At 41.9% G+C, this 26,965-nt stretch carries 23 protein-coding genes, 1 other RNA gene and 1 pseudogene; 17 read left to right on the forward strand and 8 right to left on the reverse strand.

All coding sequences use genetic code 11. The annotated features are described in order from the left end of the window. Positions 1–21 precede the first annotated feature (21 nt). Positions 22–513: pseudogene (locus FTW16_RS15495) on the forward strand (tyrosine-type recombinase/integrase); the annotation flags it as partial. Positions 514–677: 164 nt separating this feature from the next. On the opposite strand, the gene FTW16_RS15500 reads toward FTW16_RS15495, so the two are convergent. From FTW16_RS15500 to FTW16_RS15515, 4 genes are read right to left on the reverse strand one after another with little or no spacing between them, the layout of a single operon-like run. Beyond that, positions 678–908 carry a hypothetical protein gene (locus FTW16_RS15500; RefSeq protein WP_004735670.1) on the reverse strand — a complete coding sequence of 77 codons (231 nt, stop codon included), beginning with the start codon at positions 906–908 and terminating at the stop codon, positions 678–680. Beyond that, complete coding sequence (gspS2, locus tag FTW16_RS15505) at positions 909–1,274, reverse strand: type II secretion system pilot lipoprotein GspS-beta (protein WP_016790226.1); 366 nt, start codon at positions 1,272–1,274, stop codon at positions 909–911. Beyond that, positions 1,231–2,367: an alanine/ornithine racemase family PLP-dependent enzyme gene (locus tag FTW16_RS15510; RefSeq protein WP_146491733.1), complete on the reverse strand. Its 1,137-nt coding sequence runs from the start codon at positions 2,365–2,367 to the stop codon at positions 1,231–1,233. Before FTW16_RS15510 ends, gspS2 begins: the two co-directional genes overlap by 44 nt. Beyond that, the gene (locus FTW16_RS15515; RefSeq protein ID WP_146491734.1) at positions 2,364–3,569 is read right to left on the reverse strand and encodes a DUF1611 domain-containing protein; all 1,206 of its coding nucleotides are present in this window, start codon (positions 3,567–3,569) and stop codon (positions 2,364–2,366) included. The genes FTW16_RS15510 and FTW16_RS15515 overlap by 4 nt, the downstream gene beginning before the upstream one ends. A gap of 738 nt (positions 3,570–4,307) precedes the next feature. On the opposite strand from FTW16_RS15515, the gene FTW16_RS15520 reads away from it, so the two are divergent. The 6 genes from FTW16_RS15520 to FTW16_RS15545 all read left to right on the forward strand — a co-directional run bounded on the left by FTW16_RS15520 (position 4,308) and on the right by FTW16_RS15545 (position 15,106). Then, entirely contained in the window at positions 4,308–6,434 is a 2,127-nt protein-coding gene (locus tag FTW16_RS15520) for a GTPase (RefSeq protein WP_135458992.1), read from the forward strand. Next, positions 6,434–8,155, forward strand: coding sequence for a GTPase domain-containing protein (locus tag FTW16_RS15525; RefSeq protein WP_135458990.1), 1,722 nt, complete (start codon positions 6,434–6,436; stop codon positions 8,153–8,155). The genes FTW16_RS15520 and FTW16_RS15525 overlap by 1 nt, the downstream gene beginning before the upstream one ends. Before the next feature lie 261 nt (positions 8,156–8,416). Further along, positions 8,417–8,668, forward strand: a complete 252-nt coding sequence (locus FTW16_RS15530) for a hypothetical protein (RefSeq protein ID WP_135458988.1) — start codon at positions 8,417–8,419, stop codon at positions 8,666–8,668. A gap of 1,572 nt (positions 8,669–10,240) precedes the next feature. Then, positions 10,241–12,403, forward strand: a complete 2,163-nt coding sequence (locus FTW16_RS15535) for an ATP-dependent nuclease (protein WP_146491735.1) — start codon at positions 10,241–10,243, stop codon at positions 12,401–12,403. Positions 12,404–12,412: 9 nt separating this feature from the next. Next, the gene (locus tag FTW16_RS15540) at positions 12,413–14,338 is read left to right on the forward strand and encodes a UvrD-helicase domain-containing protein (protein ID WP_135458985.1); all 1,926 of its coding nucleotides are present in this window, start codon (positions 12,413–12,415) and stop codon (positions 14,336–14,338) included. A gap of 447 nt (positions 14,339–14,785) precedes the next feature. Further along, positions 14,786–15,106 (forward strand): DUF1244 domain-containing protein, encoded by a 321-nt coding sequence (locus tag FTW16_RS15545; RefSeq protein ID WP_004736423.1) that lies wholly within the window; start codon positions 14,786–14,788, stop codon positions 15,104–15,106. Positions 15,107–15,189: 83 nt separating this feature from the next. On the opposite strand, the gene FTW16_RS15550 is transcribed toward FTW16_RS15545, so the two are convergent. After that, positions 15,190–16,257 carry a PLP-dependent cysteine synthase family protein gene (locus FTW16_RS15550; protein WP_017064069.1) on the reverse strand — a complete coding sequence of 356 codons (1,068 nt, stop codon included), beginning with the start codon at positions 16,255–16,257 and terminating at the stop codon, positions 15,190–15,192. Between the two features lie 147 nt (positions 16,258–16,404). Between FTW16_RS15550 and FTW16_RS15555 the strand changes: the two genes are divergently transcribed. Both FTW16_RS15555 and FTW16_RS15560 read left to right on the forward strand, forming a co-directional pair. Continuing rightward, entirely contained in the window at positions 16,405–16,860 is a 456-nt protein-coding gene (locus FTW16_RS15555) for an Lrp/AsnC family transcriptional regulator (RefSeq protein ID WP_017056968.1), read from the forward strand. 72 nt (positions 16,861–16,932) lie between these two features. Next, positions 16,933–17,589 (forward strand): hypothetical protein, encoded by a 657-nt coding sequence (locus tag FTW16_RS15560; protein ID WP_146491736.1) that lies wholly within the window; start codon positions 16,933–16,935, stop codon positions 17,587–17,589. Positions 17,590–17,714: 125 nt separating this feature from the next. Here the strand turns inward: FTW16_RS15560 and tesB are convergent, their stop codons facing one another. Beyond that, the gene (gene tesB, locus FTW16_RS15565; RefSeq protein ID WP_048664245.1) at positions 17,715–18,575 is read right to left on the reverse strand and encodes an acyl-CoA thioesterase II; all 861 of its coding nucleotides are present in this window, start codon (positions 18,573–18,575) and stop codon (positions 17,715–17,717) included. 168 nt (positions 18,576–18,743) lie between these two features. On the opposite strand from tesB, the gene FTW16_RS15570 reads away from it, so the two are divergent. After that, a complete protein-coding gene (locus FTW16_RS15570; RefSeq protein WP_146491737.1) occupies positions 18,744–19,184 on the forward strand; it encodes a YbaY family lipoprotein in 441 nt (146 codons plus the stop codon). 97 nt (positions 19,185–19,281) lie between these two features. Here FTW16_RS15570 and FTW16_RS15575 read toward each other — a convergent pair whose 3' ends face one another. Then, a complete protein-coding gene (locus FTW16_RS15575) occupies positions 19,282–19,584 on the reverse strand; it encodes an MGMT family protein (RefSeq protein WP_102464422.1) in 303 nt (100 codons plus the stop codon). Positions 19,585–19,797: 213 nt separating this feature from the next. Here FTW16_RS15575 and FTW16_RS15580 point away from each other — a divergent pair, with 213 nt between their 5' ends. The 5 genes from FTW16_RS15580 (at position 19,798) to FTW16_RS15600 (ending at position 24,556) form a co-directional block, all read left to right on the forward strand. Then, a complete protein-coding gene (locus tag FTW16_RS15580; RefSeq protein WP_146491738.1) occupies positions 19,798–20,541 on the forward strand; it encodes a hypothetical protein in 744 nt (247 codons plus the stop codon). Positions 20,542–20,785: 244 nt separating this feature from the next. Continuing rightward, positions 20,786–20,882: signal recognition particle sRNA small type (ffs, locus tag FTW16_RS15585), an RNA gene on the forward strand. A 119-nt stretch (positions 20,883–21,001) separates the two neighbouring features. Continuing rightward, positions 21,002–21,625, forward strand: coding sequence for a TnsA endonuclease N-terminal domain-containing protein (locus FTW16_RS15590; RefSeq protein ID WP_086774870.1), 624 nt, complete (start codon positions 21,002–21,004; stop codon positions 21,623–21,625). Between the two features lie 2 nt (positions 21,626–21,627). Beyond that, positions 21,628–23,493 (forward strand): Mu transposase C-terminal domain-containing protein, encoded by a 1,866-nt coding sequence (locus tag FTW16_RS15595; RefSeq protein ID WP_146491739.1) that lies wholly within the window; start codon positions 21,628–21,630, stop codon positions 23,491–23,493. Further along, positions 23,462–24,556: a TniB family NTP-binding protein gene (locus FTW16_RS15600; protein ID WP_186728079.1), complete on the forward strand. Its 1,095-nt coding sequence runs from the start codon at positions 23,462–23,464 to the stop codon at positions 24,554–24,556. The genes FTW16_RS15595 and FTW16_RS15600 overlap by 32 nt, the downstream gene beginning before the upstream one ends. 3 nt (positions 24,557–24,559) lie before the next feature. On the opposite strand, the gene FTW16_RS15605 is transcribed toward FTW16_RS15600, so the two are convergent. Beyond that, positions 24,560–24,868 carry a helix-turn-helix domain-containing protein gene (locus tag FTW16_RS15605; RefSeq protein ID WP_146491741.1) on the reverse strand — a complete coding sequence of 103 codons (309 nt, stop codon included), beginning with the start codon at positions 24,866–24,868 and terminating at the stop codon, positions 24,560–24,562. 102 nt (positions 24,869–24,970) lie between these two features. Between FTW16_RS15605 and FTW16_RS15610 the strand changes: the two genes are divergently transcribed. After that, a complete protein-coding gene (locus FTW16_RS15610; RefSeq protein ID WP_146491742.1) occupies positions 24,971–25,516 on the forward strand; it encodes a hypothetical protein in 546 nt (181 codons plus the stop codon). Beyond that, on the forward strand, positions 25,510–26,889 hold the full coding sequence (locus FTW16_RS15615) for a DEAD/DEAH box helicase (RefSeq protein WP_102350895.1): 1,380 nt from the start codon (positions 25,510–25,512) through the stop codon (positions 26,887–26,889). The genes FTW16_RS15610 and FTW16_RS15615 overlap by 7 nt, the downstream gene beginning before the upstream one ends. Positions 26,890–26,965 lie beyond the last annotated feature (76 nt).

The following is a 26,965-nucleotide window of genomic DNA, read 5'->3' on the forward strand; positions in this document are numbered from 1 at the left end:
CAACTACCTTGAAAAACGCCGCAGCTTGCGTTGCTCAACTTAGCTATTGATAGCAAACTTAGAGCAAGTGACTTGATCGTTCTCAGAGTTTGCGATGTATCTTCGCAAGATAAGATATTTAACCGCGTTAAGCATATCCAGCGCAAAACAGGTATTGAAGTTCAATTTGAGATAACGACAAGAACTCAACAGAGTCTAATGACATGGATTTTGATGGCTTCGCTACATGACAACAATTTTATTTTCCCAAGCCAAAGGCGAAATCAACAACCGATTAGCTATTCGTACTATCGATACTTAGTGAGGAGATGGGCTTCTAATCTGGGGTTGGATCCTAACTTGTATGGCACTCACTCGATGAGGCGAACAAAAGCGACGTTAGTCTACGCAAAAACAAAAAATATCCGAGCGGTGCAGCTACTACTTGGTCATACCAAGGTAGATAATACAATCCGCTATCTTGGGGTTGAATTAGAAGATGCATTGTTGCTTTCAGAAGGTACTGAGTGTTAATCGAAAAGGAACCTAAATACTTAGGTGTTTCAATTGCCATTACGCTGAAAGTTGTTACCCATTCATCGCTACACTTGATTATTTTCAATACGTTAAGTGCAAATACTACTAATCTGTCCAAGGTTTAGAGGACCTTGAACAGATTAGGTATACACAAGCTTAAATTAAACGTTGGAACGCGCGTTTTTCTTCTTTGATTTATAGGCTTTCATTGAAATTTTTAAAGCAAGCTGTTTTTGTTTAATTGAAATGAGCTGTCTAGTTACGACCTTATGGTGTAACTCTGTGATAAAGTTTTTTTCCCAAGGCGTAAGGCGGTCAAACCTCAATAAAATAGTGTCATTGAGTACATTGAACAACTCGTATTGGCTTTTATCCATTCGACTGCTAAGCATTCAATTAGAGCACTTAGCTAGAGAAATGACGTTAAGGCTTTCTACTTTCTCATTTTTTCCTAAGGTAATGATTCGATAAGAGATCCCACTCTCTAATAGTGGTCTTATTTCGATGTTGTCACAAAAACTAACGGCGACTTTTTCTACTAAGCGGTCCATATTCAAAGTTTTCTTTTTTACGAAAACAAGAGTGACACTATCGCCCTCTGACTGTGTATTTACGAGTGTGATTGAGCCTAACTCTTGTGGAAGTTGGCTTGAAATAACTGTCGCTCTATAATCGGCAAGTCCATTAGATTTTATTGGGCTTATCTGACAACCGTTAAGCATGACACTGACGAAGAGAATTACAGTTGTTCGTAGCATTATGCGCTCCTTCTTCCTTTCTTCTCCCTTTAGGAGCCTTAAAATATTTATGGATACAACGTGAAGACATAGAAGATAAGAGCGCACTGTAATCTAAACTGAATGTGACTTTTTCCCCTACAAATAGTGGTTTCTGTGAGGATTCAAGGACAAGATGATCACTGGTTGAAGACATGATCTTAATCCCATTCGGAGCCTTAAGCCCGCTGACACAAACATCTTGGCGGCCTAATGCTAGAATAGCTTGTGAGACCTCCCCTCTATCTTGAAGGTTTTCTTTTTCACCAAAAGCATTTAACCCCCGACTCCCCCAAGGCAAAGTCGGTTTAGTCTTGGATTCAATCACTTCAGCGGTCAAAGAAACCGCATCCGTATGTAAGCCTTTGATATTTTCGTGCTCTAAAGGCTCACAGCCTAAAAAAATTGCTTCTCCTATACGAAGGTTATTGACTCGAGTTAAGCCTGTTCTCTGAAGAGCCCAGTTAACTGAAGCAGAATTACCCCCTGAAATAATTTCTAGACTGACCCCAAATGTAGCTTCAATTCCATCGGCAAGCACAGAAAGAATACTCATATTTTGATCATCTGGAGCGACACCATACCGACAGGCTAAATTCGTACCAATTCCTTTTATCGTGATGTTTGGTAAAGAAATAATCTCTCGGATAAAATCAATCACGCGATTTGGCATCACACCTTCTCTGAGATCGCCAAGCTCAACCATAATAATGATACCGTGATAGCAATTTTGTTGTTCCGCTGCATGTGAAAGCCTCTGAATCACTTCAACTTCAGAGTTTAAACTCATATCACTGTATTTTATTACGCTCGCCACTTGACTGAGCATGGGTGTACGTATCAGCATTTTAGGGATAGCAATGCCAGATTCAGTCATCTTTTGAAGATTTTCGATTCTTGAATCGGCTAACATTGTTGCGCCAGCATCAATAAGAACTTGTGCGATGATAGGGTGGCCGAGGAAGGCTTTTGTTACAGGCGTAACGGATATATTTTTCAGTGAGAGCTGAGAAATCAGGAACTGAGCGTTATGATGAACTTTCCCACAATCGATGTCTAACCTAGGGTAGTTCACCCTTTTTCGGCCAGTTTACTTGCTATTATAGGAAAGGCTGACGTTACGATGTGCAGTAGATGTTCAACAGGCTGTGACAAGACATCAGTAACCGGTAAACCAAATTCGGTAGTGTAAGTGTCTATCGCACAACGTGTTTCATCCAACGACATATCTTCATGATTCAGTGTTAGTCCAATAACATTGGTATTAGAAAACGTTTCGATAAGATTGATTTCTGAGGCAATCGAAGGCATTGAGCAATCAGGAAAATCACTACGATATAAACGTTTAGGGGCATGTTGCAGTATCACACCCGTTGGACAACTGCCACGTAAGATAAAAGCGCTGGTTGAAAACGCAGGGTGACTCAAGGCTCCTTGCCCTTCAATAATAATCAGATCCGGATTTTCTTTTTCATAGGCCTGTACAATGACAGATTCCAACTCACCGGCACAAAATTGTGAAGGAACAGCATCGAGTGCAACGCAGTATTGTGCGCCCTGCATAATGCCTGTTTGACCAGTGGCAATCAGAACGACGTTAAGGCCTTTTTTAGTCAGTTCATTCGCCAATATTGTTGCTGTTGTTCGTTTTCCTAGCGCGCAATCCGTCCCCATTACAGCAATTCTCGGACATTTAACGTTGTGTATTTTCCCGCTAAACGTTTTCAGATCGCCTTTACTTTTGGGTTTGCGAGTATCGAATATTCGAACGTTATTCTTTAAACTGGCTTCTAAAAATAGAGGATCATCGGTTAGGAATTCATGTAAGCCATTTACGATGTTCATTCCTAGTGACATGGCATTTAAAATGATGCTTTTATCTAAGTCAGATAAAAAGCCGCTTGATGGCGCAATGCCAAAAATGAAGTAATCAGGAATGCTTTCTGCGTGAATGATAGCTTCTTCAGCATTAGCAAGGATAGGTATTCCATTGGCTTTGTTATCAAGAACTTCACCAGCATCTAAGCCAGCAGACTCACTATCAATAACCGATAGAATACGATAGCTTAACGAATGTCTCACTAACCCATTAGCGGTTTTACCATCAATTTTACCAAAATTACCTTCGCAATATATAATCGCAGAAGGGATGACAGGTTTTACTTTCTGAGCAAGTGGTAACCAAGGTGCAAAATGGGGTACGTCGTTGTTGATTTCTACATTTTCAATTCTAGTGAGTTTGAAGATGTTTCTTAACTTTTGAGTTGAAATGGACATAATTAAAGCCTGCGGTGAGGCTTAGGAGGGCAACTAAGGAGTGCCGAGATGCGAGTTCGGAAAAGAAAAGAAGTCCCCACTAAGCGGTAAGGATAACAACCAAGGTAACACACTCACCAGACTTTTGTTGGTTATTATTAATACGCTTTCTAAGTCTATCACTTTCAGGCTTCACCCATACTAACGTGACTGATTAGAGATCTAAGACTCATTGTTCAACGTCGCCGTAGCAACCTCTCAGCTTTAAGGTTTCAAGATACTTTTTCTAATATCAGTTAAGTGAATTAGAGTTTTGAGTTTAACGCGTTTTTGTCCAGAACCTTCACAGTTGGCACTTCGTAACGCAGAAGTACCCCAATACGTGTTTAGAACGCATGAAACCATCATGAGATTTATTTGTGAAACAGGCTGTTTCCCAATTTGTGTAACAGGCTGCGCACAAATTACTCTGAATCAAAAATGCCTCAAACCTTCTCAGAACCTGCGAACGGAACACCTGACCAGTACACCAATAGACCAATAGATCAAGTTAATCTAATCCGTACTTTGATCTCTTGTCCGGAACTTTTCCGTAATTCGCCCCCCATAACTACATGCCGATTCACATAACAGGTCGATACCAGTTGAGTTTCATAATTAATGGCAGCAGCATAGACGGAATACAAAGACGGAAAAAATCCGTCTATAAATCGTTAAGCATACAAAATTGAGTGACTTATTCATTGTGAGAATAGATATATGAAGAAGCTGGATGCTTATCGCAAAGCATTGAAGGATTGCGAAAAGATTGCTCAGGAAGAATTCAAAGCGGCAGTAAAGCTTAGTAAGCGTTGCGATCAAATTGTTAACAACCTAAACAATGAATTTAACGATATTGCATGGAAGGCAGAACAAGTTACCGCCAAGGATCAGGTTGCGGCAAAGGGATTGACTGATATTCAAAGCAGCTTGGGTGCCGGTTATGAGTTGCTCAGGGCTAAGCAAGCAAAGGCTTTAGAACAGCAGAAAGAGTCACTAAAAAGCTTTAGCGTTATGTTGTTTGGTCGCACTATGGCGGGTAAAAGCACTATACGTGAAGCCATCACTGGAGGGGATGGATCAACTATAGGGATGGGGGCGCAAAGAACGACCCGAGACGTGCGTCAGTATGACTGGAATCATCTTCGTATTATAGATACACCAGGGTTTGGTGCTTATAACGGTGAGGAAGATACAGAGATAGCACGCAGCATTCTTGAACAATCAGATGTGGTTCTCTTTTTACTCAGCGATGACAGTATTCAGGAGTCAACATTTACCGAGCTGAAATACGCCTATCAGCTGAACAAGCCTTTAATATTTGTTGTGAACGTGAAGAAAAACCTGGAGAAGAATGTTCATCGAAAAAAGGCGATAAAAGATCCCGATAGCTATATCTACAATGCTTCAGACTTGGAAGGACACAAGGAAAGGTTGCGAAATGAAGCTGCAAAGCTGGGGATGAACCCAAGATATATCCATATTGTCCCTATACATGCTCAAGCAGCTTTTTTGTCGACTCAGGAAGCCTATAGCGATCAAAAAGAAGATCTTTATCGAGTCAGTCGAATGGATAATCTTCTGACGCTATTAACAGATGAAATTACGCATAAAGGCCGTGCTAGGCGAGTTCAAACGCTATTAGGCTCGACATTAACCCATACGGATGATCTTGAGACATTGATTCGTTCCCAGAAAGAATCAGTGAAAGGGCTGCTCAAGGAATATGCTAATACCCAGAAGCGTGTTTATATATGGCACGAACGCCAGTCAAAACGGGTGCCGGACAAGATTGAAAAAGATGTCGGACGCGCTTTTGCTCCGTTAATGAAGTCAATATCAAGTTTTGTTGATGACAATATTCAGTCTAAGTATTTTGGCAATAGACTTGAAGATCACATTGCTTCTTTTGATTTAAAAGAACACTGCAAAAATGTGGCAAATAATATAGCTGAAGAGCTTGCTGCTGATCTTGAACAATTCAATCGGGATATGGCTAAGAATATAGAGCTTGGTGGCAAGCTCAATATGGAGGGAAGTAAAAGGTCATTTGATCCTTTCGATTATAAACGCATGAATGGTTGGACAGCAGCCGGGCTGGGTGCTCTTTCTGCCATTGCTTTTGCAAATAGCTGGAATCCCATTGGTTGGGGGCTAGCAGCGGCAGGCTTCGTGTTTGGTTTATTTCAAATGTTCTCTGATTCAAAAACCAAGAAGCTACAAATGGAAAAGCGTAGTCGAACTAAAGAGATTCGTGATGAAATAGCAGTGCAACGGGATAATTCGATTAAAGAAATCACAAAATGGTTTCACAAGGATATCGAACGAAAGCAGATACTTCAGGTTAAATCGGACTTAAATGAGGTCTGCATTGGGCTTGAGAGGTTTATTCAGTCTCTCGAAAAAGCGTTTCTCCAGCTTGATCAATTAGAACATGACATAAACGAAAGGTACTTGCTGCGGTCTATGGATATCGTGGCTTCAGATAAGTATCAAAAACCACAGTTTAAACGCATAGTCCGCCAACCCGGTTACGCTTGCTATTTCACCGTCACCAATCATTTTAAAGAGCCTGAGCTGCTCTCGTCGTTGCAGACACTTTTGGGTGAGCGGGTTAGAGTAGTATACGAAAACTCGGTAGAAAAGATGCTTTCTCATATGTTGGGTCTTAGGAAAGATAGGGCTCGAGTCGAAGGTGAAAATGGAGAGTATTTCATTTTTGCTAAAGAAGAAGATCTTGGACGGATTATTGGAAAGCAGGGGCGCAATATTATGTTGGCTGCTGCTATTTGTAATATCAAGTTATCTGCAAAACCAATGCATGAAATGAGTGAGGTTTGTCATTAATGGAAGAGTTGAAGTTTAATCAGGCTAAACAGATGGTATCGGCATTTATCGCTGATTTGTCTAAGAGAAATAAGTTAACTGAACTGGACCTCAGTTTTCCGAATCAAGACGAGTATCAAAATTCAAAGCTAAATATCGCTTTTGTTGGCCAATATAGCTCTGGGAAATCCTCTCTAATTAAAGGATTAACAGGACTTGATGACATTCCCATTGGCTCAGGCGTGACAACCGATCAAGTGACTAAGTATGACTACAAAGATCTGGTTGTATGGGATACCCCTGGCATACTTGCTGGTGAAAGGGAGCAGCATGATGAAGCATCATTTGCAGCGATGGATCAAGCGGATTTGTTGGTTTACGTGATTACAAATGAACTGTTTGACGATGTTGTTGGGGCTGCATTTAGAGATCTATGTTTTACAAAAGGAAGAGAAAAAGAAATTCTTCTGGTAGTAAATAAATCTCAACGCGATTCAGGTACTGTGGAGACCAAATTAAATGGGATTGCTGAGGTTTTAGAACCCAGAATACCGGAAGACTTTCCTATTGTATTTGTTGATGCAGAGTCATATTTCGAGTCATTAAAAGAAGAGGATGAAGAAGATAGAGCAGAGTTAATGGCTCTATCCAACTTTAGTGGCTTTATCGAAGCTATTGACAAATTTTCCCAAGAGAGAGGTTTGCTAGGCAAGGTGACTACACCGTTAGCCGCTATACACACTCAGTTAGAAGAGTTACTAGGCAAGTTGGCCGCTGAAGATCCGACGCAGGAAGCGCTGGTTGAACTGCTTCAGCAAAAGATGAGGATATTAAAGTCTAGTCAAAAGCAGCTTCAAGAGCAGTTTGATGGCAATTTAGCTGAAATGGAGCAAAATATTCTACTTATTGGTGATGAGCTGGCGGAGTCAGTGGATGATGGCCTCAATGAGGCGGATTTTAAGCAAATACAGCAGCGCTCTGCAGGTGATGTTCTTGCTCAAGTTAAGCAAACCCAGCTGAAACTTGAGAAAATCGTCGATTCAGCTTTAAGTACTCTTGAATCTGATCTGCAAGAGCTGGATACAAGCCCGCTAGCAGAGTCACTCAAAGCCGCTTTGAGCGATCATTTTCAAGCTACACATCAACTTAATGCTAATGCAGATATTGATATTGAAACGCATAATATCGGCGATAAATATGAGAGTTCGGTAAAAACACAGCAGACTCTTAAGTCCGCAGAGAAAGGATTCTCATGGTTATCAAATCAGGCGATCAATAAGACTGCTAAAGAAGGGATGAAAGCAGCATCGGGCAGTAACCTCCACAAAGCAGTCCTGGAGGTAGGACACTTTTTTGGCGCCAAATTTAAACCTTATCAAGCTATTAATATTGCTGAAAAAATTGGCTCAGCTGCGAAGTTTATCGGGCCGGTTATGGCGTTAATCGGCGTAATCGTACAAATCAATGACGACATTCATCAAGAGAAACGCGCTGCAGACCTAATAGCTGCTAGACGCGATATTAGGAAGAATTATCGGGAAATATTTCTTGAGTTGAAAATTGAGTTTGTTAAACGTATGGATGAGTTATCAACATCTTTCTATACGACTGAAATTCGCCATGTTTCTGAAGCATTGCAAGACTTACAGAGCACATCAGAAGCGAATATTGAACAGCGGCAACAAATTGAAAAGGCGATATCTGAACTAAACAATGTGCGCGATAGATTTGTCCTTGGGTAGAGTTACGAACGGATCTGCACCAGCAATACTGGACAACGCACTAAGTGATTTTTCAATACGAAAAGTTATCCGTGTGGAGCTAAATTAGTACATGACCAAACACGGAATTGTCCAAGAGTTTCTTAGGTTGAATTTCTACCCTTGGCACTTTCTAGCTTGAAAGTGCCCCATTGTGTGTTTTGAATAAGGTTCTACATTACGGCTAGTAGTCCATTATGTTATAAACTAATCTAATGTCATTTTCGAATCGAGAAACGACTTATGAGCAAGAAAAATCTATCAGAAAAAGAACTGCTTAAGGGTATTACACCTAATACTGCCCACGCTGATGGGCTTGCTACAGTTTCATTAGATGAAGTGGGACTAGAACCCTCAGAAAGCGACTATAAAGCCGTTTTGAAAAGAATTGAATCCTTGTTTGATGTGGCTGAACCAGGCACACCCGAAGGTGATGAGCTTGAAAAGCTAGTAACTTGGGTTGAAGGGTATGAAGAAGATCACTTCCCATTTTAAACTAGCTAACCTTCAGTTTAACCTCAATCAATTTAGATGGCAGTAAAATAATTTGTGCAAGAAGTCCTTGCACAATTGCTCTTACTTTCAGATACGACAAAGCCACAGGCTTTGTATAACAGCTACATACAGAATGTTTTCATTAATTTGAATTCTGGGTGCGGTGCCGGGTATTTCATCACCAAATATGGGAGGGAGAGTACCTTAGGCTTATCGTATGTCCTCGGTGGGCTGCTTTGCAATTACGTTAGATTCAAATTGATACCATTACTTCTGGCCAGACAGTAAATAGTAACTCAAAGAATAAAGCAGGGATAACCGAGGCTCTCGCTATTAGTGTAAAGCGAAGAACCGAATGCAGCAAGCCTACCTCCTCAAAGAAACAAGCTAACGCAGTTCATAGCTATCACGCCTCTGACCCAAGAGGTTAATTCAAATAGTCACTCGACTAAAAGGTTTAATTATCATGGTCGAACACAGCACTCTATTAGTTGATCCTTTTGGTCGAAGTTAGGATTTGAGCATAATCTCGACCAGAAAAGTAAATGTTCTTTCTTTTTCGACTAAAAAGTTTAAAAGAATTGGTCGAGAGATTGTCGGCCTTGTCGCGTCTAATGAAAATGCCAGCATTGTTAGAGTGGCCTCAGTTATTGCTCCTGAAACATTCAATATCGATAAGCATTAATCCTCCTCCGGAACGCAGAAGTGAAGTTTTTGAGATTTTCTATGTGGGCCTATTGGTGCTCACTACTTCCTGGGAAATTTCTCCAAGCTCTCGCTACTAATAAACTAGCAAACCTCTCTGTTTAGGACCGTTTTTTAAGTAATATGCTCGCCCTCTAATGCTTACTATTATCAACAATGATCCAACAGGGTTCATCCTTAAGATTATGATTTGTAACTATTAAAATCTTTAATCTTACTTTGAGAACTTTTAAGTAATCACACATCGCAAGTTGCGATGCGCAAGTTGCGATGCGGAGTGAAAACTATCTAGAGTCTTGCTCTCTGTTAGGTAGGCTACATATGGCTCTGATTAGAAAACTAGAGGTACCTATCATCGTAACTCAGAGATACCCCAATGTTTCAGGAGCCACAGTAAAACCCATAGGATTAGCTAATGAACAATTACCGAGGAATCCTCAGTAGTTGCAGAGTTTGCAACAACCCCTACATGCCCAATTTGTCCAACAACCTGTTGGACAAATTTTAATACCTAATTTTTGCAAGAGGGTCTTGCAAAAATGCGAAACAAGTTGTTTCGTAAATCGTCTTTGCCCCTTTCCTTGTTAGAGTAAAGGCCCTTTCACATTCTGTTAATTGAACCTTGCCTTATCAATATTAATGAAACGATAGACTATTACTCAATCAGTTTTGCTGTTGTTCATTCTCATTATACGCAGAGCTGTCACACAGTTTGCTGATATACGTTGAGTTGCTTACTTAAGGCGAGCAGAATAGGAGGGAGAAGCAACTATATGTTGTAAATTATTGCTCTCATTGACATTTATCCGTTCAGAATTACAGGACTGTGTTTTTGAAAGCCCCTGCTTTGTTTTTAGGTTTTGTTATATGAAAATCACCTCTTTCGCTTTGAAAAACTACCGAAGACTAGCCGACGTCAACTTGGTGCTAGATGATAAAACAACTGTCCTTGTCGGAGCTAATAATAGTGGAAAAACGTCCTGTATAGGGGCGCTACACACCTTCCTGAAAAGCCCAGACAATCTAAAAGTTCGAGATATATCGAAGCGTAATTGGAAGGAAATCCAAAAACTAGGCAAACAAATCGAACAAGAATTCCCTACTAGCGAGAAAATGCAGGAACTATCGGATGTTCTTATCAGTCTACTGCCGAGTTTAGACATAGAGATCACTGCAGAAGTGAATGAGGCATACAAGGTTCGTGACATCCTGCCAGATCTGGAATGGCGCGGTGGTGCGTTATTTGTTCGCATAACTTACGAAGCAACTGATATTTCTAAACTGTGTCGTGAGTTTGTTGATATGAGAGGCGTTGTATCCAAATATACAGGTAAGGTAAGTTTGTGGCCCAAAGATCTATGTGATTTCTTGGAGAAAGGTCGTAACCTCAGTAAATTCATTAAGCAAAAGCATTACATTTTGAGCAAAGGAGTCGAGCCTACTTCGAAAGAGGTTTTGCAGCCCCTAAAATCTGACGCTTTGAAAAAGTTAATTAGAGTCGATGTTCAATCTGAGCAACGCGGCTCAGGTGATGAAGATAAAACGGAGCAAAAAGGACCATATTCGGAAAAGCAGCGGCTCAATAAGCTACTTCGAGGATATTACGATCGTATCTTGAACCCCGAAGATTTTCCTGAGCCAGAAGACCTTGAGGTCTTGGGACATCAGCAAAACCTAGAAGAGGGGTTTACCAGTAGATTGAACGCTCAGTTCAATGCACCCTTCGAAGAACTGAAAAGCATGGGATATCCCGGTATCGGCGGTAATCCGACTGTTGAAATTGCCGCGAAAATTAGCGGCACGGATGCTTTGCAAAAATCCTCATCGGTCCGATATCGTTTTGATACAAATGAAGAAGAGTTTCTTCCCGAAAGCTACTTAGGCCTTGGCTACCAAAATCTTATATATCTGACCTTTAGGCTTCTAGAGTTTCGTGACAAATGGATGCGCGTAGGAAAATCGGCTTCATCTGAGGATAAAGTCGAGGATCAGATAGAACCAATCCATTTAGTTTTACTCGAAGAGCCGGAAGTTAATCTTCACGCTCAAGTTCAGCGAGTGTTTGTATCGAAAGCTTATGATACTTTGCGGAACCACCCCGATTTGCGCGACAAGGCAACCCAAAAAGATAAGTCTGAATACCAAACACAGCTCGTGATTAGTACCCACTCAAGTCATATTATCAACGATATTGATTTCAAAGATTTACGTTACTTCCGACGAAATGATGCGAATAAGTCCATCAAAATGGATCATACATCAATTGCAAACATGTCAGAGCTTTTTGCGAAGGCAAAAGATGAGCTTTTGTTTGTTAGAAAACACTTGAAGCTAACTCATTGTGACATCTTCTTTGCCGATGGCGTTATTTTTGTTGAAGGCCAAGCCGAGAGCCTTCTTGTGCCTGAATTTATTTCCAAGAGCTTCCCGAAGTTGTCGAATCGGTACATCTCTATGCTTGAGGTGAACGGTGCGCACACGCACAAGTACAGAAATTTAGTCGAGAAGCTTGGAGTAGCAACTCTAGTGCTGACAGATCTTGATTCTGTTAATAATGAAGGGAAGTCTTGTTTCCCGAAAAAGAAGTCAGCTCAAAAAACTAATAATGATACCTTGAAGAAATGGCATCCAAAGAAAGAAGCGCTAGATGACTTGGTGGCCTTACCTCAAGCGAAACATGCTACAACAAGCGGAGATGCACCGCTTTATGTTGCCTATCAAAAACCAACACAGATTTCTGGAGAAATGATTTTATCCCGAACTTTTGAAGATGCGCTGATTTTGGCGAATTTCGAGGATGATTATTTCCAGAACATAAAAAAGCTCAAAGATGCGAAAACTGATTTTGAAAGCGGCACAGAACCGTTGTCGAAGTCACTTTATGACTATGTGCAAGGTTTAAAGAAGGGTGACTTTGCCTTCAATTGCCTCTTTCATCTTGCGGATAATGAGGCGAATAGCTTTAATCCCCCAGATTATATGAGCGATGGTCTTACGTGGTTGCAAGATCAACTGTCACCAAAAGCGTAGGGGGAAATTATGTCAGAGCAATTTTACTTGGCTGAAACCAAACCTATCGATCATGATAATAAAGTTGATGAAGGTATCCGAGAGTGTCTAAGTATAGGTTCGGGAAAAAGCTTCATCACCTTCGCAGGGGCGGGGTCAGGCAAAACCTACTCCCTGAAAAAGGCTCTAGAATTCCTGAAAGCTCAATATTCTGATGACTTTATTCTTAAGGGAAAGCAAATTGCTGTTGTGACCTTTACGAACAACGCAGCCGATGAAATAAAAGATCGGATTGAGCAAAGCCCAATCTTTGCGGTTTCGACAATTCATAGTTTTTGCTGGTCCGCTATTGCTGGTTTCAATGAGGATATTCGCAAGTGGTACTTGGAAAAAATCCCCACTGATTTAGAAGATCTTGAAGAAAAAGAACGGAAAGGTCGATCAGGCAAGGCTTCTGATGCTCGAAAAAGAGATATCATCCGTTTGACTAAAAAAATGGAATGGCTAGCAGAGCCACGATCTTTTATCTACGACCCAAATGGAGTCAACTCCTCCCCTAATTCGTTGTCGCATGCAGATGTCTTGAAAATTTTCTCAACTTTTTTGATTAATAAGCCGATGATGGCCGAAGTTATAGTAAATAAGTTCCCTTTTATATTTCTCGACGAAAGTCAGGATACCAACAAAGATGTAGTCAGTGCATTTTTTGAGCTGCAAGATACCAAATCGGATAAAGTTGTCATCGGCTTGTTTGGAGATACGATGCAGCGCATCTTTGGCGGGGGTGAACCTGAACTAGGCAACACAAAGCCAAGCGATTGGACCACTTTCAATAAGGAAATGAACCATCGGTCAGCACGACGTATCGTGGGGCTAGGCAATCAAATACGTAATGCAGGTGATGAACGGAAACAGTATGCCGAAGAAGGAGCAGCAGAAGGTTACGTACGATATTTCTTATTACAGCAAGGTGTTTTAGATAAAGATGACATCGAATTGAAAATTCGTGAGACTATGGCGGAAGTTACGGGCGATGCTGACTGGATAGATATTCAATCAAAAGAAACCGCTATCTTACTTCTGGAACATAAGATGGCTGGTCGTCGGCTTGGCTTTGATGCTCTTTGGGACAAGCTTTCAAAATCAGGCAAAATTAAAGATCGGATTTCTGAAGGTGAAAATACAGAGCTGAATTTTTTTGCTGGCATTGTTTTTCCTATTGCTGAGGCGAGTTTGAAGAAAAACCGATCTGAATTGATGTCTATCTTAAGGGAAACGAAGTCGCCGCTTCTGGAAGCCAGTGTGCTTGATGCTCATAAGGATGATCCGCTAGCGCTTGCCCGAGCAGCAGAACATGCGTTTAGATGTGTGATTTCAAATGTTGAGGTTAGCTTTCGTGAAGTTCTAGAAGTGCTTGCTGAGCATAACCTCCTAAGAATTCCAGCGAAATTGCAGTCTTTTGTAGCTACCACTGAAGAACGCGTGGTTGAATCAAAGCTAGATCAATCGGAAGCCATACTAGAGATTGAACCAGAACCTGAAGAGTGGGATGACAGCGAGATTTCTGCTTGGGCTGAAGCCTTGGAGACTAATTTCTTTCAAATTCGGAACTATAAAGAATACATTGAGGAGAACTCAATTTTTCGCACCCATCAAGGCGTGAAGGGCAACGAATTCGATCGTGTTATGGTTGTCATGGATGATGATGAAGCCGGCGGGTTCTTATTTTCCTACGAGCAGTATTTTGGCGTAAAGGAACTTTCTCTAAGTAGTAAGAAAAAGCAGGATGCGGGTGAAGAAACTGGTTTGGATCGCACTCGACGGTTGTTCTATGTTACATCTACACGAGCTAAGAGTAGTCTTGCCCATGTGATATACACTTCCGATGTAAACGGACTAAAGACAAATCTTATTGAAAGAAAATTTGCTCGAGAAGGTGAGATTATTGAGCTTTAAGGAAACAAGTCTAACGAATGGGAGCTAATCATACGTTTTTGTTTCTAGGGTTTTAACTTACTTTTACTAATCTTATATTGGCGAGCTACCACAAATAATTTAGCTCGCTTTTGTCCAAAAATGAGTTTAGTGGTTAGTGTATGATTGTGTGAACAGGTGAAATCGAACCACGATTTTGTCAGACTGAGTATGAATCAGTACATATAAAGTTAGATAAAAATATAGTAGAGACCACCAATTTTGGGTGGTCTAATTTTTTCATTTAGCACCTGAGCTCTTACAGAAAAATTAGATCTACACGTAAAAGTTAGATAAATGGCTTCTAGCCCTCGTTCTGTAAGGGGTTTCTAACTTTTAAGTCTAACTTTAAGTTAAGTGTGGTTTTTTTGTATAACACACAGAGCTCAACGAATTAATACAAGAAAACAAATACCAAAGGAAAGTAAAGTGGCTGAATTTAAATACAAAGATCTTTCTCAAGAAGAACAAGATAAGCTGGATGCAGCAACCTTTCGTCGCCTGTTAGCACACCTAGATAATAATAAAGATGTTCAGAACATCGATCTGATGATCTTGGCTGGTTTCTGCCGTAACTGTTTCAGCAAATGGTACAAAGCGGAAGCTGAGCAACAAGGCTTGGACTTGGATATCGATGACGCTCGTGAACGCGTATATGGCATGACTTACGATGAGTGGAAACAAAACCATCAGCCTAAAGCGACGCCTGAACAACTAGCAGCATTTGAAGCGAAGCAAAAACCAGAATAGAACTGGCTAATTTGGTTATCAAAGATATAAAAAAGAGCCCATCAAGGGCTCTTTTCTACTTCGAACTATCGGCTGATATGAACTTAAGCCAGTTCACCCGTCTGCGAGAAAGCTTCTAGCTTTGCCGCGTACGGTTGTAGGTCACCGATATTCAGATTTACCCACTCGTCATTGAAGTAAGTGTCTAGGTAACGCTCACCGCTGTCACACAGTAAAGTTACGATCGACCCTTTCTCGCCACGCGCTTTCATTTCACTGGCTAGCTGAAGCACACCGTACATGTTAGTACCGGTTGATGCGCCAACCTTGCGGCCAAGAATGTCAGATAACCAATGTGTCGTTGCGATACTTGCGGCATCTGGGATTTTACGCATTTCGTCAACCACACCAGGAATGAAGCTTGGCTCTGCTCGTGGGCGACCAATGCCTTCAATCTTGCTGAATGTACTGCCTTTCACGTTCGCATTGCCGGTTTGGAAGTATTCGTGGAAGACAGAGTTCTCAGGGTCGACAACACAAAGCTTAGTTTCATGCTGTTGGTAGCGAATGAAGCGGCCGATAGTTGCAGAAGTACCGCCAGTACCTGGGCTCATTACTACCCAAGCTGGAACTGGGTGATCTTCCATCTGCATTTGATTGAAAATCGAGTTAGCGATGTTGTTGTTACCACGCCAGTCGGTTGCGCGCTCAGCGTAGGTAAATTGGTCCATGTAGTGACCATTCAGCTCTTCTGCTAAACGACGAGACTCATCGTAAATTTCATCTGATCGGTCAACAAGGTGCGCTTGGCCGCCGTAGAATTCAATCTGCTCAATTTTCTTCTTCGCTGTGCACTTTGGCATTACTGCAATAAATGGCAGGCCAAGTAGGCGAGCAAAGTACGCTTCAGATACCGCAGTGCTGCCTGATGAAGATTCAATGATTGTTGTTTCTGGGCCAACCCAACCGTTACAGATAGCGTATAAGAAGAGAGAACGCGCTAAGCGGTGCTTTAAAGAGCCTGTAGGGTGTGTGCTTTCATCTTTAAGGTAAACATCAATGCCTTCGATACTTGGTAGATCGAGCTTGATAAGGTGCGTATCCGCTGAGCGTTGGTAATCCGCTTCAATTTTACGAATCGCGTTGTTAATCCATTGATGGTCAGTGCACATAAGCGTTCTCCTGATCGAGTGTAGGAATTCTTTGTAATTGGTATGGTTCTAATTTATCTATAATTCGAGAGAAAAACTTTGCCATATTTGCTTTGTTTTGCTTAAATTGTAGAAAATTATTCTCTTTAAATTCGATTTGGTGAAAGTGTGATTGATGCTGTAGACAAAAAAATATTAGGGTTACTGCAAGAAGACAGCACGTTGTCATTGAACGATATTTCTGAAGCGGTCAATCTCACCACAACGCCCTGTTGGAAAAGGCTTAAGCGCCTTGAAGAGAACGGCATTATTGAGAAAAGAGTCGCGTTACTGAACCCGGAAAAATTGGACCTTTCCTTTACCGCGTTCGTATTGGTGAAAACCAGTGATCATTCTCATGAGTGGTATGGGCGTTTTGTGAATACCGTGTCGGAATTTCCAGAAGTGATGGAGTTCTATCGCATGGCTGGCGAATATGATTATATGATGAAGGTTCAGGTTAAAGACATGAAGTGCTTTGATGATTTCTACAAGCGCTTGGTGAATAGTATTGATGGTATCTCTAATGTGACCTCGACATTTGCGATGGAACCATTGAAGTACACGACAGCATTGCCGCTTTAAGCTACGCCTAGTTACTCATTAACTATCATGTCAGTTTAGATATCGCCCCTGCGATAAAGAAAAGGATTATTCATGTTTGCAAAAGTATCTACCGCTATCCAACTAGTATTGGCGATCGCCATTTTTTACCTTGGCTACACCATTTACTCATTCACCAATAAAGTCGGTGATATTGTCGATACCTATCCGCAGGCTATTGAGGATTTATCGGTATTGACTAAAGGTCTTAAAGTTGAAGAGTGGCTAGAGTTTGCATCTCATGTCGACGAGCTAGCCCCTCGAGTTTTAGATACTGTCGAAGAGGTGAGAAAGACCATCGATGACGTGAATCAAACCGTAGCGTCGGTCGACAACAAAATCCCTGCGATATTAGATGAAGTTAAAAATGTTCGAACGGAAGTTGAGCAGGTAAGAACTGATGTTATTCCACCAACATTAACTGAGTTAAAACGATATCGCGTCGACGTAATGCCACCAATGCTTGCGGAAAGTAAGTCTTACCGTGAACAGACTATTCCTGTCATTGTCACTGAATCTGAAATGCTACGAGCGGAAGTTCCGGGTATTTTGGCACAAGCTAATTTGTTAGCTGATAAGAGTAAAGAGCTCGCTCAGGGAGCCGCAGAAGGGGCGGTGAAAGGCGTAGTGTTATCACCATTTAACTTATTGCGAGATGCGGGGGATGGTATAAAAACTCGCGTACAAGGCGAGTTTGAACCCGCAGAATAGGGGAGTTAGGGCTTGGTTTTCTAGTTTGGTGAGTTGTCATATTTAATAGAAAGAGGCTAGGTGTGACACCTAGCCTCTTTCTATTTTGATGTGGCTTGTTTATTCAATTTAGAAGTAATTATTCGTCACTTAGTAAAACGCATCACACCTTCTTGTACTGCCGTCGCTACTAGCTCACCTTTTTGGTTAAAGATCTCGCCGCGCACTAGGCCACGAGTGTTAGCTGCCGTTGGACTTTCAATCGCGTAAAGCAGCCATTCATCCATCTTGAATGGGCGGTGGAACCAGATGGAGTGGTCAATCGTCGCCACTTGGAAGTTTGGTGTCATGATAGAGACTTCGTGAGGGTGAAGTGCCGTAACCAAGAACCCCCAATCGGATGCGTAAGCAAGCAGGTATTGATGAATCAATTGATTGTCTGGCATCGCGCCATTTGCTCTTACCCAAAGATATTGTTTCGCTTCCGTCTTTTTAGGATTGAGTGGATTCACGACCGTAACAGGGCGCATCTCAATCGGCTTTTCGCCACAGAAGGTTTTGCGTAGTTTCTCTGGTAAGAATTCCGCAATGTGGCTCGCTAATTCAGTTTCAGATGCAAAGTTCTCTGGTCCAGGAATATCTGGCATAGCAATTTGGTGTTCAAAGCCTGGCGCATCGCCATGATAAGAAGCCGTGAGATAGAAAATAGGGCGACCATTTTGAATCGCTTTAACACGGCGCGTGCTGAAGCTGCGTCCATCTCTTAGGTTCTCAACATCGTAAATAATGGGTTTTTCAGGGTCGCCGGGAAATAGAAAGTAACTGTGGAACGAGTGCACACTGCGGTCGTCTTGAACAGTGTAACGAGCAGCAGAAAGCGCTTGCCCTAATACTTGACCGCCGTATACCTGTGGCAGACCTAGGTTCTCACTTTGCCCGCGGAACAGACCTTCTTCTAGTTTCTCTAGCTGAAGTAAATTGAGTAATTCTTTTAAAGGTTGACTCATCGCCAGCATGCCTCTTGGTAAAATAGGTGTCAGATTATGGTGTTAATCATTTAGCTTAGTCAGATATCTGTCAATAAATCATAGGGTTTCGAGACAGAATATGAAAGCTCTCTTATAATTGCTGAGTAGATTTGCCGAGTCCGGCAAACATGTTGAGAGAAATTGAATATGAAAAAGGCTCTAATTCTTATTACGTCTTTAGTATCGTTTGGCCTACTTGTGGGTTGCCAAGCAACATCAGAAACAAACGCTTCTCAAGAAGTGGTTGCAGAGAACGCTCAAGTGATTTCAGGAACAGTAAGCTATCGCGAAAGAATTGCATTGCCCGAGAATGCAGTGGTTACCGTAACGCTAGAAGATATTTCACTGGCTGACGCACCATCGACCGTTATCGCGACTCAAGAATTCACTACTGACGGTAAGCAAGTACCGTTCGCATTCGAGTTGAGCTACGACAACAACAAGATTCAACCGAACCACCGCTACAACATGCGCGCAACGATTCATGTTGACGGCAAACTGCGTTTCACAACTGACACAATTAAGTCAGTGATTACCGATGTAGAAAACACGCAACAAGCAGATCTACGCTTGGTTGGTGTTCGTTAATTAGAAATGGATGCCAATATTAAGGCATCTTGGTTAGTTAGTTAGTAAGTTGATTAGCTAATTCGTCTACTCGCTAACTAGGTGATTAGTGGCAGCTCTAGGGCTGCCATTTGTATATTCTGAGTTTAACCTTTCCTGCATCACTCACTTCAATCCCTTCTTCGACCAGATACTTCTTCTGGCGGTCAAACGAATCACCTTTCAAAGATATCTCGCCCTTACTGTTGATCACTCGATACCAAGGCAGTTTGCTACCTTCTGGTAAGTTACCTAATGCTTTACCGACATGTCGTGCATACCCCGGAAAACCTGAAAAACGTGCTATGTCTCCATAAGTTGTTACTTTTCCATATGGAATTTGGTGAATCACTGCAAAGATTTGGGGCAAAAATTGGTCCATACTAAATGTTCCTAGTTCATAAATACCAATCACAGTAAGTAAGTGTTCAAAAATAGCGCAGGGAAAAAGCTTGAGAACAAGACAGATTTTTCGATAAGTAGTTATTCTACAATCAAAAAATCTAACGAGGTTATCGAGCTTTTTAACAAGCTAGGGGGACCAGTTAATTACTACGATTAGTATGGTACCACGGATCGGTAGAAGGAGAGGGCTATGGTATTTTCAACGTTTCAGTTCTTGATAACCACATTATTAGCCGTTGTTTGTGCGAGAGCAATCAGTTTAAGTGAGGGAGATATCCCAGTGCTTGCAATGGTCATCCCTGCATTATGGATATTACCGCAGGGCGGCATTGCAGGATTAATTCTGCTGGTTTCCATGACGACTTACGGCTTAACGCTGCCCCTACAGCCCATCACGCTCTCTGTTAGTGCGTGGGTGCTATTCCCATTGTTGATGGTGGTCTTTTCAAAACGCAGTAGCTTGTCGGTTGTTATTATTTCGGGGTTAATTGTCGCGACTCTACAAGTCGGGATTATGGTGACCCAATCCGCAGGTAAGCTTGATGGCGCACCTTGGGTTACCACACTGCAAACCTTGTCGATCATCATGATTTGGTGGGCGGCGAATCACCTTAAGCCAGCCAGCCGGCACAGCTGGTGGTCATTAGGCTTGATTCTTCCATTATGGATGGCCGATTTACCTTACGCGGCTTTGGTTGCCTTGTGTGTTACAGGCATCATGGCATCGATGGAAACACTCACTCGCTTGAAGACCTTCCGTTGGAATAAGTTACTGTGTTGGACATTGCCGACAGTTGGCTTTGCCGCACTAGTGATTACACCCAGCATAGAGGTACCAAGCCCAGTCTTTGTGGTGTGGTTATGTTTGTTGGGCACCGCATGGATGACAGACTACATCATCCGCACGGAAGAGAACGAAGACACCGACCTCTAGCTGAAGTGAATGATATTCGGCTCGTAGTGATACAAGCGAGCACATGTGACTTGAATGAATGCGTTATGAAACAAAGACAAAGGTGATGCTTTATCCGACAGTTTTACGGTGTGTTGGGTAAAGGGTAATCACTTGAACCACATTTGTTTAAAAAGAGTCGCTTTGTGCTTGCAATGGTTGCTGCGATGCTTAATAATCCAATCACTCTTTGAGGCAAGCCTCTTAGAAAAAGAATCTATGGAGGCTCTGGTCCTCCCGCAACACTAACTTGTGAACTCGGTCAGGCCTGGAAGGGAGCAGCCGCAGCAGGCGACGTGTGTGCCGGGATGTGGCTGGGGCTTCCACCCTTTTGAAGCCTGCAATATATGTTCGCATAAATTGCAGGCTTTCTTCATATTTGCACCATAAGTCTTCATAGTCTATTTTTTTGTTGTAGGTTTACAACAAAAGTGATTTTGCTATGTTCGACCAAACCAAGAAATCATCTCACGTACACAACATCTGTAAGTTCATGAGCTTGAAGAATGATGCGGTTGTTCGCACTCTCTCTATTTTGGAGTTCGATTTCTGTTTTCACCTCGAATATAACGCAAATGTTAAAAGTTTTACCTCTCAACCTTTTGGCTTCCACTATCAATTCAATAATCGTAAGTGCCGATATACCCCAGACTTTTTAGTAGCGGATCACAACGAGCAGTCAACCCTCTTCGAAGTAAAACACTCTAGTCAGATTCTCAAACCTGATTTCAGGAATAGATTTGAAGAGAAACAAAGAGTTGCGTTGAATGAGTTTAACAGACGCTTGGTTTTAGTTACTGAGAAGCAAATTAGAATGGGACCAACTTTAGATAACTTCAAGCTACTACACCGTTACTCCGGATTGCGGACAGTGACTGAGTTTCAAAAGTTAGTGTTGGCGTTTATTCAACGGAAACAAATGGTGAAGTTACAAGAGGTGTCTTTGTATTTCGGTTTATCGGAGCAGGACACACTTATTTCTACTCTACCTTGGATCTCTTCGGGGCAAGTTAAAACAGACCTAAACGGTATTGGGTTTGGTCTCGAAACTTACGTTTGGTGTTAACCATGCCATCGGACTCTAATAACATTTTTGGGTTCTTTGATGAATTTGAAGCTTCAGAAGGAGAGCCTCAGCAACTTCCAATAGAGCTAATTCAAGAACCTATTGAAATTTCTTCGACTATTGACTCTCAATCACCGAAGGTACAGCAAGAAGTTATTCGTCGTATCAAAATCATCGCGTTCGTAGAGAAGCGTTTAAAAGGCGGATGGACCGAAAAAAACTTGAACCCTCTCTTAAGTCTCGTGGAATCAGAATTACAGCTCACTCCCCCGAGTTGGAGAACTTTAGCAACTTGGAAAAAATCCTACTTTGAAGCAGGTAGAGAGCCATGGGCACTCATACCCAAGCATACGTATAAGGGCAACAGCCGAGGAGAAATGGATTCACAAGCCTTGATTAATGAGGCGATTAAGAACGTATACCTGACTCGCGAACGGCTAAGTGTCGCAGAAGCATACCGATATTATAAGAGTCGAGTGATTCAAATAAATCGAGAGATTGTCGAAGGGAAAATTAAGCCAATTGCCGAACGCTCTTTTTATAATCGAATACATGCTCTACCTCCTTATGAAGTCGCGATTGCAAGGTTTGGTAAACGATTTGCAAATCGAAAGTTTCGAGCAGTTGGCCAACAAGTAGCTGCGACAAAACCAATGGAATATGTCGAAATTGACCATACCCCAGTTCCAGTTATTCTGATTGATGATGAGTTAGATATTCCTTTGGGGCGACCCTACCTGACGATGCTTTATGATCGCTTCAGTAAATGTATCGTTGGGTGCAGTATCAACTTTAGAGAGCCTAGTTTTGATTCTGTGAGGAAGGCGTTATTGAACTCGCTGCTAGATAAGAGTTGGGTAAAGCAAAGATATCCATCTATTGATAATGAATGGCCTTGCCACGGTAAGATTGACTGTTTAGTTGTCGACAATGGTGCCGAGTTTTGGAGCCAAAGCTTAGAAGATTCGTTACGGCCTCTAGTGTCTGATATCCAATACAGTCAAGCAGCTAAACCTTGGCGAAAGTCAGGGATCGAAAAGCTGTTTGATCAGATGAATAAAGGGTTAGTGAATTCACTACCTGGAAAAACATTCACCAACCCTACTCAACTACAAGATTACAACCCAAAGAAGGATGCGGTGGTTAGAGTTTCTGTATTTCTTGAATTACTTCATAAATGGATTGTCGATTATTACCACATGGCACCAGATTCAAGAGAACGTGATATTCCATACCACAAGTGGAACCAATCGGAATGGACTCCCTCCTACTACGTTGGTGCTGAGAAGGAGCAGTTGAGAGTTGAGCTAGGTTTGCTTAGACACCGAACTATTGGAGTGGTAGGGATTAGACTACATAACTTACGTTATCAGTCCTCCGAACTTATTGAATACCGTAAATATTGGGCATCTAACAATGGTAAAAAGCTTTTTGTTAGGACCAAAACAGACCCCTCTGATATCAGCTACATCCATGTTTACCTAGAATCGGAAAAGAGGTACATAAAAGTTCCAGCGGTAGACAACTGTGGATATACAAAAGGACTGTCCCTTTTTGAACATGAGCGCATACAAAAAGTACGCAGGCTTAACACTAAGCAGCTTGCTGATGATGAGGCGCTTGCGGATACATTTCTGTATATGAAGAAGCGTATTCAGGAAGAAACCGATAGGTTCCGCAGTGCCAAAAGTAATAAGGGTAGCTTGCCTAAAACGGGTAACACTTCGAAATTAGCAAAATTTAATGATGTGGGCTCAGAGGGGCCAAGCTCAATCAGTACGGCTCCGGCCAAAAAAGAAGCTGCGGTCGTGTTCGATGTTTCAGAACAAGTAGCTGATGATGATTTTGAAGATATTGAGGGGTATTGATTTGAACTTAACATCTAGACAGTTTAAGCAACTAAAATTCTTTGAAACCAGCTTTATCGAGTATCCAGCTATAACTGAAATCTACTCCATTTTCGATCAGCTTCGTTTTAATCACTCCCTTGGAGGTGAACCGGAGTCTTTCTTGTTAACTGGTGAGGCCGGAAGTGGAAAGACGGCTTTGATTAACAACTATATATCACGCTTTCCGCCGAGTTCAACTTGGAGTAAACAACCTGTTCTTAGCACCAGAGTTCCAAGCCGCATAAATGAACAGAACACGCTTACGCAGTTTTTAGTCGATTTAGATGGAAAGTCAGGTGGAAGAGGTACCCGACGACGTAATGAAATTGCTCTTGGTGAGGCTGTCGTAAAGCAACTTAAACGTAAATCTGTTGAGCTGATTATCGTCAATGAAATTCAAGAGCTTGTGGAGTTTTCTACAGCAGAAGAAAGGCAGGCTATTGCTAATACGTTCAAATACATAAGTGAAGAAGCAAAAGTCTCGTTTGTGTTGGTTGGTATGCCTTATGCTGATGTGATAGCGACAGAGCCGCAATGGAACTCACGATTAAGTTGGAGACGAAAGATTAACTATTTCAAGCTGTTGAAAGCTAACAGCCATTCGAGTGGAACGGCATCTTATAGTTTTGACTTGGAGCAAAAAAAGCACTTTGCTAAATTTGTCGCTGGTTTGAGTGCGAGAATGGGCTTTGATGAACCGCCGGTGCTTACAAAAAATGAAGTGTTATATCCTTTGTTTATTATGTGTAGAGGGGAGTGCCGAGCGTTAAAGCACTTCTTGAAAGACGCACTACTTATGAGTTTCAGTGAGAACGTTGATACGATAGACAAAGAGATATTGTCACGTACCTTTTCATTTAAGTTCCCCTACTTGGACAACCCTTTTAATTGTTCTATCGAGGAGCTTCGTCTTCATCAAATTGACTCTGGATCGTCTTACAACCTGAATGCCATTGCCGTAGAAGATAAGATACTTGCTCCGCGATTTACGGATGCAATTCCATTGAGTATGTTATTGAGCAAAAATGGACTTAAAGCTTAAGTATTACTTCTCGCTCTTTAGGTTATCCAACAACACCGTCTTCTCTTCATCACTCATCTTATCAATGGCACATGCTAACTCAGCGCTCAATTCGCTCCTACAGAAAAAGTAGTTTAGCGGCACATCTAACTCTTCAGCCATACGTTCAAGCGTACCAATATCGGGTACATGCCTGCCTTTCTCGTAATGATTCATACGACCGCTAGCAGAACTCTGCTCCATACCAATTTTCACCCCTAAATCTTTTTGGGTGATCTTGGCTTTTTTACGCGCAGCTTTGAGCCTCGCTGGGATTGGGTTGTCTTTTTGCACTTACACATTTCTTTTCAACCTTTAGATAACTTAGATTGTCTAAGTTTTACTGATTTTTGTATACTTAGCAATCCTAAGTTTTTTATTACCTGTAAGAGTCACATGAAGAAAGTAACCAGAATTAACCCTCACATGTTTAACCTATTGATTGAAAAAGGGATGGACAATTTCTCCGTCACAGAAGCTAGGGATGCTTTGCTAAACAGTGCTTCAGCCTTCCCGAGCAAGGACGATGCGCGGAAGTATGTTTATAAGCAACTTCTATCATTTGAGGAGAAAGGCTGGCTTTCTGTCATTGGGGCTCGTAGAGACAAACGCTACCATAAAACTAACGAATTCAAAGCGCTCACAATTGAGCCTAGAGTAGCTAGAAATAGGCAAGCTAAGGTCGATTCAATAGCTGTTCAAACTTCAGAGTGCTCTCTAAATGCACTAGAGCAAGAGAAGAAGCAGCATGAAGGCGAGTTGGCGATTACTCTAGGCGAGATTGAGGAATACCAATCGTTGTTAACGCGTTTCCCAAACAACAAGCAAGATATGCAGCCGCTATTTAATGCGGCAAGAGAACGCTCAGCCAAGCTATTAGGCAGAATTAATGCACTAACCAACTGGATGCAAGTTGCGCAAAGCAAGGCTCCTCAATGTTAAGAGCATGGCAAGCCGAGTGTGCAGCTCAAGCTATCGAGAAATTTACTTCAAACAATCATTCACATTTTTTCTGCCAAGCGACCCCTGGAGCGGGTAAAACCGTTATGGCCGCCGAGGTCGCGAGTCGGTTATTTGAACAAGGCATGATTGATCTAGTGCTGTGTTTCTCTCCCTCCCTGACTGTTGCTGAGGGGATGCAAAAGACCTTTTCATGGAAATTGGAATGTTCCTTTAATGGAGGCTTGGGTTCTCTTGGGGGCTCTTACACCTATCAATCCATCCATTTTTTAGATGAAAACTTCTGGAACACCGTCAGTAAATATCGAGTCTTAGTCGTATTTGATGAGATCCACCATTGTTCGTTTGATGATGAGGGGCGGTCAAATTCATGGGGGCTAGAAATTGTCTCGAAGATCCAAGGCTTTGCTCGTTATACTCTGGCGCTATCGGGTACTCCTTGGCGTTCTGATCGGCTACCGATTGTCATGGCCGAGTATTCTGATCCTGATGGCAAGGTTGTTTGCGATTACCAATACGGCTTGCAACAGGCTGTTGAAGATAAGGTATGCCGCCGCCCTAAAATCGTTTTAATCGATAATGAACATCTGAGTGTTAAGGCTGGCAGTGACAATCAACACTTCGCCTCTATTCTTGATTGCCTTAAACAATCCGATGTCTCTTATCAAAGCGTCATCCACAACGAAGACGCTATGAATTACATATTGAATAGTGGTTGCCAAAGGCTAGCGCAGATAAGGCAAGAGTCCCCAAGTGCTGGAGGCTTGGTGGTTGCATCTTCTATTAAGCACGCTAAAGATATTCAAAAGCGACTTGTTGAGCACTTTAATCAATCAGCATGCATCGTGACTTATCATCACGATAATCCGTTACATGAAATTGAGTCTTTTCGTCACTCAAAGGTTCAGTGGATAGTCAGTGTTGGGATGATAAGTGAAGGAACGGATATTCCAAGGCTGCAGGTTTGCTGTCATATGAGTTCGGTAAAAACGGAGCTTTACTTTAGGCAAGTGCTCGGGCGAATTTTAAGAATCAGTGACTCACCCAATCAAGAAGCGTGGTTGTATACCTTTGCCGAAGAAAGTTTGATTGGGTTTGCTGAAAGAATTGAGCAGGATATTCCAGAAGCTTGCATGTTAATTAAGCCCAATATGAACTTTGAAGTTTACGAGAACTCTACTTCAAACCCGGAATGTCAGAACAATGAGGTGGGCAGTTTGACTTTTACCGATACGAACAATTTGATCGTTTGGAGAGATAGGTTGAGCCCAGTTTTAGAATCATCTCCTTGGCTCCATAGAGAGCTTTATTTTGGAAGCTTCAAGGAAAGGGTGTTATCGGCGTTTTTGAGTTGACTGATTTCTTGTCCAAATACGAGTGCATTCGCGATATAGCGATGACTACAAGAGTCATAAAATACATTGTTAAATC

Origin of the sequence: Vibrio sp. T20, assembly GCF_007858795.1 — a bacterium.
Classification (GTDB): domain Bacteria; phylum Pseudomonadota; class Gammaproteobacteria; order Enterobacterales; family Vibrionaceae; genus Vibrio; species Vibrio satsumensis.

Bases quoted from the DNA above. Each gene is read 5' to 3' on its own strand.
- FTW16_RS15530 (WP_135458988.1), top strand. From the start codon at position 8,417: ATGAGCAAGAAAAATCTATCAGAAAAAGAACTGCTTAAGGGTATTACA.
- FTW16_RS15610 (WP_146491742.1), top strand. From the start codon at position 24,971: ATGAAGAAAGTAACCAGAATTAACCCTCACATGTTTAACCTATTGATT.
- FTW16_RS15590 (WP_086774870.1), top strand. From the start codon at position 21,002: ATGTTCGACCAAACCAAGAAATCATCTCACGTACACAACATCTGTAAG.
- FTW16_RS15550 (WP_017064069.1), bottom strand. From the start codon at position 16,257: ATGTGCACTGACCATCAATGGATTAACAACGCGATTCGTAAAATTGAA.
- FTW16_RS15560 (WP_146491736.1), top strand. From the start codon at position 16,933: ATGTTTGCAAAAGTATCTACCGCTATCCAACTAGTATTGGCGATCGCC.
- gspS2 (WP_016790226.1), bottom strand. From the start codon at position 1,274: ATGCTACGAACAACTGTAATTCTCTTCGTCAGTGTCATGCTTAACGGT.
- FTW16_RS15520 (WP_135458992.1), top strand. From the start codon at position 4,308: ATGAAGAAGCTGGATGCTTATCGCAAAGCATTGAAGGATTGCGAAAAG.
- FTW16_RS15580 (WP_146491738.1), top strand. From the start codon at position 19,798: ATGGTATTTTCAACGTTTCAGTTCTTGATAACCACATTATTAGCCGTT.
- FTW16_RS15515 (WP_146491734.1), bottom strand. From the start codon at position 3,569: ATGTCCATTTCAACTCAAAAGTTAAGAAACATCTTCAAACTCACTAGA.
- FTW16_RS15500 (WP_004735670.1), bottom strand. From the start codon at position 908: ATGCTTAGCAGTCGAATGGATAAAAGCCAATACGAGTTGTTCAATGTA.
- FTW16_RS15540 (WP_135458985.1), top strand. From the start codon at position 12,413: ATGTCAGAGCAATTTTACTTGGCTGAAACCAAACCTATCGATCATGAT.
- FTW16_RS15525 (WP_135458990.1), top strand. From the start codon at position 6,434: ATGGAAGAGTTGAAGTTTAATCAGGCTAAACAGATGGTATCGGCATTT.
- FTW16_RS15600 (WP_186728079.1), top strand. From the start codon at position 23,462: ATGATGATTTTGAAGATATTGAGGGGTATTGATTTGAACTTAACATCT.
- FTW16_RS15535 (WP_146491735.1), top strand. From the start codon at position 10,241: ATGAAAATCACCTCTTTCGCTTTGAAAAACTACCGAAGACTAGCCGAC.
- FTW16_RS15595 (WP_146491739.1), top strand. From the start codon at position 21,628: ATGCCATCGGACTCTAATAACATTTTTGGGTTCTTTGATGAATTTGAA.
- tesB (WP_048664245.1), bottom strand. From the start codon at position 18,575: ATGAGTCAACCTTTAAAAGAATTACTCAATTTACTTCAGCTAGAGAAA.
- FTW16_RS15575 (WP_102464422.1), bottom strand. From the start codon at position 19,584: ATGGACCAATTTTTGCCCCAAATCTTTGCAGTGATTCACCAAATTCCA.
- FTW16_RS15570 (WP_146491737.1), top strand. From the start codon at position 18,744: ATGAAAAAGGCTCTAATTCTTATTACGTCTTTAGTATCGTTTGGCCTA.
- FTW16_RS15615 (WP_102350895.1), top strand. From the start codon at position 25,510: ATGTTAAGAGCATGGCAAGCCGAGTGTGCAGCTCAAGCTATCGAGAAA.